This is a genomic window from Promicromonospora sp. NPDC057138, assembly GCF_042670845.1.
Classification (GTDB): Bacteria; Actinomycetota; Actinomycetes; order Actinomycetales; family Cellulomonadaceae; genus Promicromonospora.
In genome coordinates this window covers 122,216-134,520 of sequence record NZ_JBHUUX010000007.1, presented here as the reverse complement: position 1 = coordinate 134,520, position 12,305 = coordinate 122,216, and the positions used below count along the sequence as shown (strand labels likewise).

The following is a 12,305-nucleotide window of genomic DNA, read 5'->3' as shown; positions in this document are numbered from 1 at the left end:
GTGTCCGTCATGCGCAGACCAGGCCTTCCTCCAGCTCCGCCAGGTTGCCCTGCATGACCGAGACGTAGTCCTCGCCCGCGGCCGTGGCGTCCTCCGACAGGCCCTCGAGCGGGTCGAGCACCGCGGTGTCGATACCCAGGTCGGACGCGAGGGTGTCGGTGACCTTGGGGCTCACCAGGGTCTCCGAGTACAGGGTCTTGACGCCGCGCTCCTTCACCAGGTCGCCGATCTCGCGCAGGCGGGCCGGGGACGGCTCCGCCTCGGGGTCGAGCCCGGAGATGCCGACCTGCTCCAGCGCGTAGCGGTCGGCGAGGTAGCCGAACGCGGTGTGGCTCGTCACCAGGGCCGCGCCCTGGCAGGCGGCGAGGCCGTCCGCGAACTCCTGGTCCAGCTCGTCGAGACGCTGGCCGAGGCGCAGGGCGCCGGCCGCGTACTCGTCGGCGTGCTCGGGGTCGGTGGCGGCCAGCTCGTCGGCGACGGCCTGCCCGACGGTCGCGAGCCGGCTCGGGTCCAGCCAGAAGTGCGGGTCGGTAGCACCGTCGCCCTCTTCCTCGGCGTGCTCCTCCTCCGTCTCGCCCTCGTGCCCCTCCTCCATCATCTCCGGGTGCACCACGAGCTCGGTGGCGTCGGCGGCGTCGACCACGTGCTCGGGCGCGCGGGCCTCGATGGCCTCGTCGACGGCGTTCTGGAAGCCGGACAGGTAGACCACCAGGTCGGCGGTGCCGACCTCCCGGACCTGCACCGGGGACAGCTCGAGGTCGTGCGGCTCGGCGGCCGGGGGCGTGAGGTTCTCCACGGTGACCAGGTCGCCGCCGATCTGCTGGGCGACGTACTGGAGCGGGTAGAACGAGGCGAGCACGGTGACGCCGTCGGACTCCTCTGCGGCGCTGCTCATGCCCTGAGCGGAGCAGCCTGCGAGGGTCGCCGTACCGGCGAGAACGAGGCTGGTCAGGCCAGCGCCAGCGGCGCGAGTCGATGTCATGAGAACGATTCTCACGCCTGTTGAGAACCGTTGTCAAAGATCGACGGCGAGAGGTCGGTCACGACCCGCTGGTCGAGCACTCGCGGGCTGAGCCTGCCGAAACCAGGTCCCGACAAGCTCGGCCAGCGGAGGGTGCAGATCGACCGACGGGAGTCGGCTTATTCGCGCGGGGCCCAACCGGCCCGGACGGTAGGCTGGGCGGACATTGTTTCCCGCCTGTTCCCCTGGAGAGACCCTCGTGTCCGACAAGTCAGTGCGCTCTGCGCAGACCGCCAAGCTCGACGCCGTCGTCTCGCTCGCGAAGCGACGAGGTTTCGTCTTCCCGTCGGGTGAGATCTACGGCGGTACGCGCTCTGCGTGGGACTACGGCCCCCTCGGTGTGGAGCTCAAGGAGAACATCAAGCGCCAGTGGTGGCGTGCGATGGTCACGAGCCGCGACGACATCGTCGGCCTCGACTCGTCGGTCATCCTGCCCCGTCAGGTCTGGGTGGCCTCCGGCCACGTCGGTGTGTTCACCGACCCGCTCACCGAGTGCCTCTCGTGCCACAAGCGGTTCCGCGAGGACCAGATGATCGAGGAGTTCGAGGAGAAGAAGGGCCGCGCCCCCGAGGGCGGCCTCGCCGAGATCGTCTGCTCCAACTGCGGCACCCGTGGCAGGTGGACCGAGCCGCGCGACTTCAACATGATGCTGAAGACGTACCTCGGCCCCGTCGAGGACGAGTCCGGCCTGCACTACCTGCGCCCCGAGACCGCGCAGGGCATCTTCGTGAACTTCTCCAACGTCGCCGCGGCCGCGCGCAAGAAGCCGCCGTTCGGCATCGGCCAGATCGGCAAGTCGTTCCGCAACGAGATCACGCCGGGCAACTTCATCTTCCGCACCCGCGAGTTCGAGCAGATGGAGATGGAGTTCTTCGTCAAGCCGGGCGAGGACGAGGAGTGGCACCAGTACTGGATCGACTACCGCACCGACTGGTACACGGACCTCGGCATCTCGGCCGACAACCTGCGCCACTACGAGCACCCCAAGGACAAGCTGTCGCACTACTCGACCCGCACCGTGGACATCGAGTACCGCTTCGGCTTCCAGGGCAGCGAGTGGGGTGAGCTCGAGGGCATCGCGAACCGTACGGACTTCGACCTGAAGACCCACACGGAGCACTCCGGCAAGGACCTGGAGTACCGCGACCCGGTGACGAACGAGAAGTACTTCCCGTACGTCATCGAGCCGGCCGCGGGTCTGACCCGGTCCCTCATGGCCTTCCTCGTGGAGGCCTACGGCGAGGACGAGGCGCCCAACACCAAGGGCGGCGTCGACAAGCGCACGGTGCTGCGCCTCGACCCGCGCCTGGCCCCGGTCAAGGCCGCGGTGCTCCCGCTGTCCAAGACGGCGGACCTGCTGCCGGCGTCCGAGAAGCTGGCCGCCGAGCTGCGCAAGTACTGGAACATCGACTATGACGTGACCCAGGCGATCGGCAAGCGCTACCGCCGCCAGGACGAGATCGGCACGCCGTTCTGCATCACCGTCGACTTCGACACCCTGGACGACCAGGCGGTCACCATCCGGCACCGCGACTCCATGCAGCAGGAGCGCGTGGCGCTCGACAAGGTGGTCGGCTACCTGGCCGGTCACCTCGTCGGGGCCTGACGATCGCTGGTTGAGCTTGTCGAAACCAGGTCTCGACAAGCTCGACCACCGTTAGGCGTCCTGCGCCTGCTCCCGCAGCAGGCGCAGGACGCGCGCGGCGTCTCTGTCGGTCGGCTCGATCTCGTGGAGCGGCTGGACGCGAAGCGGCGCGTGCTCCGCGGCGACGACGACCGCGCGCTCGGTGTTCTCCGTCGGTGTTGCGCTGCGTTGACAATGTCTACGCGTGGCAACACACCCTGGGGAGGTAGGCACTTTGCCGGGGCCGGATCTCCCCTCCGACTGCGGCTTTCACCTGGGTGAGATCGGGCCAAATCAAGTCTCCGACCTGCGGCTTTCACCTGGGTGACATCGGGCCGAATCAAGTCAGAATCCACCGCTCCGCGGCTCCCACTCGTAGCGTGCCAGACCGGCACCACGAGCCCCAGGAGCTGGCCCCATGATCCCCCGAACCATCGTCACCGCAGTGAGCGTTCTCGCGCTGGCTCTCACAGCGTCCGCGCCCGCACACGCAGCGCTCACGCCAGCGCCAGCACCCCTGGCCGCCCAAGACACCAACGTCACGGCCGACGCCAAGCCCGAGCCAGTGGCCAAGGGAAAGACGATCACCGTTCAGGGACACATCAAGGTCAAGCGGGACGGGCAGTGGCGCCCGCTGTCCGACAGGGTCATGACCATCTACTTCGACCCCGCCGGCACGGACGGCGTCCGCGAGGTCGGCGCGGTCCGCAGCACCAGCACCGGCGGATACGCCAAGACGTTCACCGCGACCCGCTCGGGCACGTGGATCGTGAAGTACCCGGGTAACAGCCTCTACCAGTCCGACAGGGCGGCCGACGGCGTCTGCGTCTACAGCGCCGGCCGCTGGCAGTGCCCCGTCTCGCCCACGAACCCCGACCTCGACTGCCCCGACATCGGCAAGACGGTCTGGGTCGGCTCGCGCGACTACCACAACCTCGACGCCGACAACGACGGCTGGGGCTGCGACATCTACTCCTACTGACCCGAAGCGTGTACCGGCGAGGGCGAATCGGCGCGTACTGACCACCCCTTGCCTTGTGGAACACTTAGGCAATGCTTACCTCACCTGCGGCTGCGCCCGCAGGACGCCGTGAGGGTGCGGAAGCCGTAGCCCACCGTGCCCGACGTCGGACGCTCGCGCTGGTCACGGCGCTCGCCGCCCTGCTGCTGGTCGTCCTCGCGAGCCTCGCGCTCGGCGTCCGCGACATCGCCCCTGCCGAGGTCTGGCGGGCCCTGACCGCGCCGGTCGCCGGTTTCGTGGACCACGACGTGGTGCTGGACCAGCGGCTGCCGCGCACCATCGTGGGTCTGGCGGCCGGGGTCGCGCTCGGCACGGCGGGCACCCTGATCCAGGGAGTCACGCGCAACCCGATCGCCGACCCCGGCCTGCTGGGCCTGAACTCCGGCGCGTCGCTCGCGGTGGTCTGCGCGGTCTGGCTGTTCGGCGTCACCTCGCCGATCGGCTACGTCTGGTTCGCCTTCCTCGGTGCGGCCGCCGCTGCTGCGATCGTGTTCTCGGTGGGGCGCGGCCAGCCCGTGCGCCTCGCGCTGGTCGGCGCCGCAGTGACGGCGCTCATCACGCCGCTCATCACCCTGGTCCTGCTCCGCGACCAGGAGGCGTTCAACCTGTACCGGTTCTGGTCGGTCGGCTCCCTGACGGGCCGCGGCCTCGACACCGTGCTCTGGCTGTGGCCGTTCATCGTGGTCGGCATCGTTCTCGCCGCCGTGCTCTCGCACCGGCTCAACATGCTGGCCCTCGGCGACGACGTGGCGACGGCGCTCGGGCAGCGGGTCGGCACCACGCGCGCCCTCGCGGCCATCGCCATCGTGCTGCTCGCCGGCACCGCGACGTCGCTCGCCGGGCCGATCGCGCTGGTCGGGCTCGTGGTCCCGCACGCGGCGCGGCGCCTCGTCGGCACGGACTATCGCTGGATCATGGGGATCGGCGCGCTGCTCGGCCCGGTGATGCTGCTCTCCGCCGACGTCCTGGGCCGGCTGATCCTGCCCCGGTCGGAGCTGGAGGCCGGCGTCGTCGCCGCTCTCCTGGGCGCGCCGGTGCTGATCGCCGTCGCCCGAAGCCGGAACGTGGTGGGTGCCTGATGGCCCCCGTCAGCACGACCACGGTCGCCGCCGTCGCGGACCTGCGCGCCGTCCGGCGCCGCCGTCGGCTCATCGTCGTGGCCGGGATGGTCCTCGTGGTGCTCGTCGTCGGGACGGGCGCGCTCCTGATCGGCGCCGCAGGCCTGACCCCAGGCCAGGCGATCGCCGGCGCCCTGGGACTGGGCGACAAGGGCGACGTCTTCATCATCCAGATGCTGCGCCTGCCCCGCGTCGAGGCCGCCGTCGTGGTCGGGGCCGCGTTCGGCCTGGCGGGCGCCCTGTTCCAGGCGACGCTGCGCAACCCGCTCGCCTCCCCCGACATCCTCGGTATCTCCAGCGGCGCCAGCCTCGGCGCCGTGATCGGCCTGCTCGGCCTGGGGCTGAGCGGTGTCGCGCTGTCCGGCCTGGCGTTCACGGGCGCGGGGGTCATCGCCCTCGCGATCTGGCTCCTCGCCTGGCGCAAGGGACTGCACTCGATCCGGTTCGTGCTGGTCGGCGTCGGCTTCGCCTACCTGTGCTCGTCCCTGCTGGCGTGGATGATGGCTCGCTCGCAGGAGCGCGAGGCGGCCGCCGTCCTGACCTGGACCGTCGGCTCCGTGTCCGACGTCCGCGGCGAGCAGCTCGCGCTCGTCGCCGCCGGGACGCTCGTGCTGCTCGCGGCGGTCGCCGTCGTCTCGCGGACGCAGAGCCCGCTATCGCTCGGCGACGACCACGCGCGCGCCCTGGGCGTGCGCGTGGACGCCGCCCGGGTCGGCACCCTGCTGCTCGCGGTGGCGCTCGTCGCACTCGCGACCAGCGCGGCAGGGCCGATCGCCTTCGTCGCCCTGGTCGCCCCGGCCATCGCCCGCCGTCTGGTGAACGACGGCGGTGCCGCCCTGGCCGCGTCCACCGCCACCGGCGCGGCCCTGACCCTGGTGGCGGACGTCGTCGGGCAGCACGGGCTGCTCGGCGTCGCCGCCCCGGTGGGCATCGTCACGGGGCTCGTGGGCGCCCCCTACCTGCTGTGGCTGCTCGCCACGAACGAGAAGAGGAGCCGATGACCAACCTGCGCGCCGAGAGCGTCAGCCTGGGCTACGACGGCCTGCGGGTCATCGAGGGCCTCGACCTCACGCTGCCCGACGGCAAGATCACCGCCGTCGTCGGACCGAACGCCTGCGGCAAGTCCACGCTGCTGCGCGGCCTGGCCCGCCTGCACCCGCTCGACGGCGGCCGGGTCACGCTCGACGGCGCCGACATCACGGCCATGCCCCGCAAGGACCTCGCTCGCAAGATCGGAATGCTCCCCCAGTCGTCCATCGCGCCCGACGGCGTCCGGGTCGCCGAGCTCGTCAGCCGCGGCCGGTACCCGCACCAGGGCTGGTTCGGCCGGCACTCGTCCGACGACGACGCGGTGGTCACCACCGCGCTGGAGTCCACCGGCATCGCGGAGCTGGCCGACCGGCCGGTCGCGGAGCTGTCGGGCGGCCAGCGCCAGCGCGTGTGGATCGCCATGGTCCTGGCGCAGCAGACGGACATCGTGCTGCTCGACGAGCCGACGACGTTCCTCGACGTGCGCCACCAGCTCGACCTGCTGGACCTGCTCACGGAGCTGAACCGGGACCGGGGCACCACCGTCGTGATGGTGCTGCACGAGCTCAACCTCGCCGCCCGGTACGCCGACCACCTGGTCGTGATGTCGGCCGGGCGGATCGTGGCCGAGGGGGCGCCGTCGGGCGTGCTCACCAGCGAGGTCGTCGACGAGGCGTTCGGGCTGCGCGCCCAGGTCGTGCCGGACCCGGTGGCGGGCTCCCCGCTCGTGGTCCCCATGGGGCGCTTCCACAATTCCGCAACATCGCCGTGACCAAATGTGGTTAGGCTACCCTCACATCGACCGGCGCCCGCCGGCCGTTCGACTGATCACCCGGGAGTTACCGTGCGCCCTCGTCGTTCCCTCGCGGCGGCCGTCGGCCTTGTCGCCGCGTCCGCCCTCGCCCTCGCCGGCTGCGCGTCCGAAGCCCCGGCGGCGGACGACGCGGCGCCGTCGGCCAACGCATCCGGCGCGACCGACGAGTTCCCCCTGACCATCAAGCACGCCCTCGGCGAGACCACCATCGACGAGGCGCCCGAGCGCGTCGCGACGTGGGGCTGGGGCTCGACCGAGGCCGCGATCGCGGCGGGCGTGTACCCGGTCGCGGTCGCCGAGCAGACCTGGACGGTTGGCGAGGGCAACCTCCTGCCGTGGGTCGAGGACGCCTATGACGAGGCCGGCGTCGACCACCCCACCGTGCTGACCGACGCCGAGTCCGGCGCGACCGTGCCCTACGAGGAGTTCGCGGCCGCCGCGCCCGACGTCATCATCGCCACCTACTCGGGCCTCACGCAGGAGCAGTACGACCTGCTCAGCGAGATCGCCCCGACCGTCGCCTACCCGGAGACGGCGTGGCAGACGCCGTGGGACGAGATCATCACCGCCACGGACGACGCCCTGGGCCGCAGCGCTGCGGGCGAGGCCAAGGTCGACGAGATCAAGCAGTACCTGGCAGACCAGGCCGAGGCACACCCCGAGTTCGCGGGAAAGACGGTCGCGGCGATCGTGGACTCGCCCGAGGAGGGCCTGGTCTACGTCTACCGCGCCGGCGACCCGCGCGCCGGATTCCTGGAAGGCCTCGGCTTCAAGACCGCTCCGGCCGTGGAGGAGCTCGCGCCGGACGACGGTGAGTTCTACTACACGCTGTCGTACGAGGAGCTCGACAAGCTCGACTCGGACCTCGTCGTCGCCTACACGTACACCGAGGAGCAGGCCAAGGCACTCCCGACCAAGAAGGAGCTGCAGGCCCTGCCTGCTGTCAAGGACGGCATGGTGGTGCAGCAGGTCGGCACCGTCGCGGTCTCCGCGGTCTCGCCGCCCACGGCCCTCTCGGTCCAGTACCCCGAGGGCATGCCGAAGCTGATCGACTCCCTGGCCACCACCCTGGCCGAGTAACCGCCCGCCGTGACCGTTGAGTGCGGGGTATTTGTTGGATCGGGCCTTCTGATCCAACAAATACCCCGCACTCAACGGTCACTTCGCGGCGGTGGGGGTGTCCAGGGCTCCGCCGTAGCGGCGGTCGCGCTTCGCGTACTCCTCGACGGCGCGCCAGAGGTGGCGGCGGTCGACGTCGGGCCAGGGCTCCTCGAGGAACACCATCTCGGCGTACGCCGCCTGCCACAGCATGAAGTTCGACGTGCGCTGCTCGCCGGACGACCGCAGGAACAGGTCCACGTCGGGCAGGTCCGCGAGGTACAGGTACCTCTGCACGGTCTTCTCGTTGACCCGCTTCGGGTCCAGGCGGCCGGCGGCGGCGTCGCGCGCCATGGCAGCCGCGGCGTCGGCCAGCTCGGCCCGGCCGCCGTAGTTGACGCACATCGTCAGGGTGCAGAGGTCGTTGTCCTTGGTGCGCTCCTCGGCCTCCTGGAGCACGTTGATCACGGACTTCCACAGCTTCGGACGGCGTCCGGCCCAGCGGATCCGCACGCCCCACGACGCCATGACGTCGCACTGGCGCTGCATGACCTCCTGGGTGAAGTTCATCAGGAAGCGCACCTCCTCGGGCGAGCGCTTCCAGTTCTCGGTGCTGAACGCGTACGCCGAGACGTACTCGACGCCCACGTCGACGGCCCCGGCGACGACGTCGAGCAGCGACTTCTCGCCCGCGCGGTGCCCCTCGATGCGGGGCAGGCCCCGCGAGTTGGCCCATCGCCCGTTGCCGTCCATGACGATCGCGACGTGGCGCGGCACGAACTCCTTGGGGATCCGCGGGGCGCGCTCGCCCGACGGGTGCGGGTACGGCGCCACCAGCTGCCGGCTCGCGTTCCGGGCCATCAGCGCTCCACCATCTTCAACGATCGCAACGTTCTCTCCAGGTAGTACTGGCCGTAGGCGGCGACCATGCCGCTCGCCTCCTTGCGGTGCCGCGCGTCGGACGCGTCGGCGGTCTCCCAGTCGCCCGCGAGCAGCGAGGACAGCAGGGCGAAGGTCTCGGGTGCGGGCGCGATGGAGCCCGGCGGACGGCAGCGCGGGCAGACGGCGCCGCCCTGCGCCACGTTGAACGAGTGGTGCGGCCCCGGCTCGCCGCAGCGTGCGCAGTCCTCGAACGACGGCGCCCAGCCCGCCACCGCGAGGGCCCGCAGCAGGTACGAGTCGAGCACCAGGCCGGCGTCGTGGTGCCGCTCCGACAGCGCGCGCAGCCCGCCGGCGAGCAGCCAGTACTGCTGCACCGCGGGCTCGTGCTCCTGCGAGACGAGCCGGTCGGCGGCCTCCAGCATCACGGTGCCCGCCGTGTACAGGCCGTAGTCCTGGCTGATGGCGCGCGCGTACGCGCCGATCGTCTCGACCTGCGTCACGGTCTCGAGCCCCATGCCGGGCCGTGGGCTGCGGCCGGTGTGGAACTGCACGTCGACGGCCATGAACGGCTCCAGCCGCGCCCCGAACTTGGACGACGTACGCCGTACGCCCTTGCCGACCCCGCGCACCTTGCCGTGCTCGCGCGTCAGGAACGTGACGATGCGGTCCGCCTCACCCAGCTTGTGGGTGCGCAGCACGATCGCGTCGTCTCGGTACAGGGGCACGTAGCCATTCTGCCTCTAGTCACCGACACTCCGGCACACCCGCGGGTCGAGCCTGTCGAGACGTCAGCGCTCGATGCTTTCTCTCGCGCTTCCTCGGGTCAGCGCTCGACGAAGCGCGTGCCGTCCGACGTCAGCTCCGGCTCCCACACGAACCGGTGGATCACGTGCTTCTCCAGGATGCCGCGCGCGATCAGGGCGACGGTGCCCCAGATCGCGAAGAGCAGCATCGTCTGCAGGAAGTTGTTGCCGATCTTGTCGAACCCGGTGAGCGCGAGCGTGGGGATCAGGAACATCAGGCCGAGGAACGCGGGCAGCAGCTGCACGCCGACCCACTGGACCGCCGACAGCAGCTCGATCCGCCGCTCGGCGACGACGCCGTGGTAGTCCATCACGTTGACCACGTGGTCCGCGCGCCACTTGGCGACGTGCCGGGCCACCGTCCACTGCGCGTCCCGGGCGTCCAGCGCGGAGCTGCCCGTCGGCAGCCAGATCCCGAGGATCTGGTGGATCTCGGCCGGCGTCAGGTAGCCCTTGTCGAGGATCGTCAGGCTGTGCACGGGCGGCTGGCGGGTGCTGGTCGGGAGCACGAGCGCGGCCAGGAACAGCAGCACGCCACCGGTCCCGAGCAGCCCCACGAGCGCATCCGGGAGCCACGGCAGGAGCAGGGTCGCGACGGCGAACGCCAGGGCGCCGAGGAGCGCGCAGATGATGCGGTTCTTCATGGTCATGGTAGGTAGGACTTTACCGGCATCTCGTCGCGCGCTGGAGCGATAAGTCCGTTTTGACGCCGAAGTTCCGGCCGCGAAAAACTCAGAAGAACAGCGTGTCCCGCTTGCCCAGCGGCCGGGACACGAGCCACCAGACGACGGCCTGCACCGCGAGTATCACAGGCAGCACCACGAGCGCCACGATGCCGAGCCCCGCCATGGCCTGGTCGGAGATCCCGCCCCCGACGAGCCGGGGCCACGCCGCGATCGCCGTACCCACCACAGGGGCCGCGATCATCACGGAGGTCACGACCACCGGCAGCGGCCCGGTGCGGCGCAGGCGCCACCCGACGACGGCGTCCCCGTGCAGGCGCGTCACGACCACCGCCACGATGCCCAGGGCCAGCGCGGCGAGGCCGCTCCCCCACGCGACGCCGAGCAGCGCGCCCCAGCTCGCGGCGAGCACGATGCTCGCCACGACGAGCACGACATCCCACACGTTCCGCCAGACCCGCCCGGGACGCCTGCTGCGCAACCAGATCCCGGCGTCGCGCAGCGCCCACGCCCCGATAAGCGTGATCGCCACGGGATACCCGGCGTTCACCAGGTCCGCCTCGGCGTGCGGGAACACGCCGACCAGCACCCCGAGCCCGGCCACGAGCCACACCTCGCCGGGCAGCAGCAGCGGCCCGACGGCGGCCAGCACCACGCGCCGCTCGTCCGGCTCGCGCCGCCGGGCGCCGCCGTCCTGGTCGCGCTCCTGCAGCAGGGTCGCGCCGGCGCCCTGGACCGCGCCGTCGAGCACCACCCACCCGACCACCAGGACGGTCAGCAGGACTGCCCAGGCCGCGGCGTTCATCGGGCTCCCTCCGGGCCGGGCTCGACGCCCGGCGCACGGGGCGCGCCAGGCGCACCGGCCGCGGGCACCGCGCCGAACCGGAGCAGGACGTCGGCGCTCGCGCCGTCGTCGCGCAGGACGTCGCCCGCCGCGGCGCCCAGCACGAGCCGGTCGGTACCGGCGCGGGCGAGCCGGCCCAGCACCCACCAGTCGAGCACCGCGAGCGTGACCATGAGCCCCACCAGCAGGACCAGCGAGGCGAGGACGGTGCGGCTCGACTGGTCGGACACGGCGTCGTCCACGCCCAGCACGCCCTGGACTATCCACGGCTGGCGGCCCAGCTCGCGCGCGAGCCAGCCCAGGATCGCCACCACGAACGGGAGCGGCAGCAGCGCGGTCAGCGTGGCGTACAGGGCTCGCCGTCCGCGCATCCGGAACAGGGCGCCGGCGATGAGCAGGAACGGCAGCACGAACGCACCGAGCAGCACGAGGTCGGCGGACCGCATCATGACCTCGAGGAGGACGCTGACGTCGACGTTCCCGTCCACCGCCCCCGTCTCGTCGATGTACTCGAACTGCGAGTAGCCGAACGCCTGGGCGAACAGCACACCGATCGCGCCGGTCCAGATGCCGGCCCGCATGGAGTGGCGCCACAGGTCCTCGTCGGGCCCGGTCGGCAGCCGGAGGCCGCCGCCGGTGCGCCGCAGGTGCCACGCCGAGACCCCGACGAGCACGAACCCACCCGCCATCAGGCAGGCCCCCACGACGTGCAGGCTGGAGAGCAGCGCGGCCGGGTTGGTGACCAGCGCGCCGACGTCGGTGATGCGCGCGACCTGCGCGTCCGGCGGGCCTTCCAGCGCGTACCCCAGCGGGTTGCGCAGGAACCCGTTGGCCACCATCACCGTGAAGGCCGACACGTAGCCGGTCAGCACGACCGCCCAGAAGATGCCCGCGTGCAGGACGCGCGGGAACAGGTGCCAGCCGAACACCCACAGCCCCAGCAGGGTCGACTCCAGGAAGAACGCGACGAGGGTCTCCACGGCCAGCGGGGCACCGAAGACCTCCCCCGCGACGTCGAGCAGGCCCGGGAAGTGGAGGCCGAACTGGAGCTCCAGCACGATCCCGGCCGCGATGCCGAGCGCGTAGTTCACCAGGTAGAGCTGGCCCCAGAACCGGGTCGCGTTCTCGAAGACGAGCGCCCGGTCGCCCTTCGCGTGCACCCAGCGCATGTTGAAGATCGCCACGACCGGGCCGAGTCCCAGCGTGAGCAGGACGAACAGGAAGTGGACAGCGGCGAGCAGGGCAAACTGCAGGCGAGCGAGTTCGGTGGCCTCCACGCTCCTGAGACTACGGAGCGTGACCGGGCACGGCGAGATGATTCGGGCAGGACCGGGGAAACGTCAGGGGGAACCCCGAGGCCACGGGGCG

The 12,305-nt window shown here is 71.3% G+C and carries 12 protein-coding genes; 6 read left to right on the top strand and 6 right to left on the bottom strand.

What is annotated here, in order from left to right; all coding sequences use genetic code 11:
- Positions 1 to 7: 7 nt before the first annotated feature.
- On the bottom strand, positions 8 to 982 hold the full coding sequence (locus ACFT2C_RS07265; protein ID WP_377206355.1) for a metal ABC transporter substrate-binding protein: 975 nt from the start codon (positions 980 to 982) through the stop codon (positions 8 to 10).
- Between the two features lie 238 nt (positions 983 to 1,220).
- Here ACFT2C_RS07265 and ACFT2C_RS07260 point away from each other — a divergent pair, with 238 nt between their 5' ends.
- From ACFT2C_RS07260 to ACFT2C_RS07235, 6 genes are all read left to right on the top strand, one after another.
- Positions 1,221 to 2,627 carry a glycine--tRNA ligase gene (locus ACFT2C_RS07260; protein WP_377206354.1) on the top strand — a complete coding sequence of 469 codons (1,407 nt, stop codon included), beginning with the start codon at positions 1,221 to 1,223 and terminating at the stop codon, positions 2,625 to 2,627.
- A gap of 436 nt (positions 2,628 to 3,063) precedes the next feature.
- Positions 3,064 to 3,627 carry a hypothetical protein gene (locus ACFT2C_RS07255; RefSeq protein WP_377206353.1) on the top strand — a complete coding sequence of 188 codons (564 nt, stop codon included), beginning with the start codon at positions 3,064 to 3,066 and terminating at the stop codon, positions 3,625 to 3,627.
- 71 nt (positions 3,628 to 3,698) lie between these two features.
- Positions 3,699 to 4,745, top strand: coding sequence for a FecCD family ABC transporter permease (locus tag ACFT2C_RS07250; RefSeq protein WP_377206352.1), 1,047 nt, complete (start codon positions 3,699 to 3,701; stop codon positions 4,743 to 4,745).
- On the top strand, positions 4,745 to 5,785 hold the full coding sequence (locus ACFT2C_RS07245; RefSeq protein ID WP_377206351.1) for a FecCD family ABC transporter permease: 1,041 nt from the start codon (positions 4,745 to 4,747) through the stop codon (positions 5,783 to 5,785). The genes ACFT2C_RS07250 and ACFT2C_RS07245 overlap by 1 nt, the downstream gene beginning before the upstream one ends.
- Positions 5,782 to 6,585: an ABC transporter ATP-binding protein gene (locus tag ACFT2C_RS07240; RefSeq protein ID WP_377206350.1), complete on the top strand. Its 804-nt coding sequence runs from the start codon at positions 5,782 to 5,784 to the stop codon at positions 6,583 to 6,585. Before ACFT2C_RS07245 ends, ACFT2C_RS07240 begins: the two co-directional genes overlap by 4 nt.
- A gap of 72 nt (positions 6,586 to 6,657) precedes the next feature.
- Entirely contained in the window at positions 6,658 to 7,707 is a 1,050-nt protein-coding gene (locus tag ACFT2C_RS07235) for an iron-siderophore ABC transporter substrate-binding protein (RefSeq protein ID WP_377206349.1), read from the top strand.
- A 78-nt stretch (positions 7,708 to 7,785) separates the two neighbouring features.
- Here ACFT2C_RS07235 and ACFT2C_RS07230 read toward each other — a convergent pair whose 3' ends face one another.
- From ACFT2C_RS07230 to ACFT2C_RS07210, 5 genes are all read right to left on the bottom strand, one after another.
- Positions 7,786 to 8,586 carry an isoprenyl transferase gene (locus tag ACFT2C_RS07230; protein WP_377206348.1) on the bottom strand — a complete coding sequence of 267 codons (801 nt, stop codon included), beginning with the start codon at positions 8,584 to 8,586 and terminating at the stop codon, positions 7,786 to 7,788.
- Positions 8,586 to 9,332 (bottom strand): DNA repair protein RecO, encoded by a 747-nt coding sequence (gene recO, locus ACFT2C_RS07225; protein WP_377206347.1) that lies wholly within the window; start codon positions 9,330 to 9,332, stop codon positions 8,586 to 8,588. The genes ACFT2C_RS07230 and recO overlap by 1 nt, the downstream gene beginning before the upstream one ends.
- A 98-nt stretch (positions 9,333 to 9,430) precedes the next feature.
- The gene (locus tag ACFT2C_RS07220; protein WP_377206346.1) at positions 9,431 to 10,060 is read right to left on the bottom strand and encodes a hypothetical protein; all 630 of its coding nucleotides are present in this window, start codon (positions 10,058 to 10,060) and stop codon (positions 9,431 to 9,433) included.
- Between the two features lie 82 nt (positions 10,061 to 10,142).
- Positions 10,143 to 10,898 carry a cytochrome d ubiquinol oxidase subunit II gene (locus ACFT2C_RS07215; RefSeq protein ID WP_377206345.1) on the bottom strand — a complete coding sequence of 252 codons (756 nt, stop codon included), beginning with the start codon at positions 10,896 to 10,898 and terminating at the stop codon, positions 10,143 to 10,145.
- Positions 10,895 to 12,214: a cytochrome ubiquinol oxidase subunit I gene (locus ACFT2C_RS07210; protein ID WP_377206344.1), complete on the bottom strand. Its 1,320-nt coding sequence runs from the start codon at positions 12,212 to 12,214 to the stop codon at positions 10,895 to 10,897. Before ACFT2C_RS07210 ends, ACFT2C_RS07215 begins: the two co-directional genes overlap by 4 nt.
- Between the last annotated feature and the right edge of the window lie 91 nt (positions 12,215 to 12,305).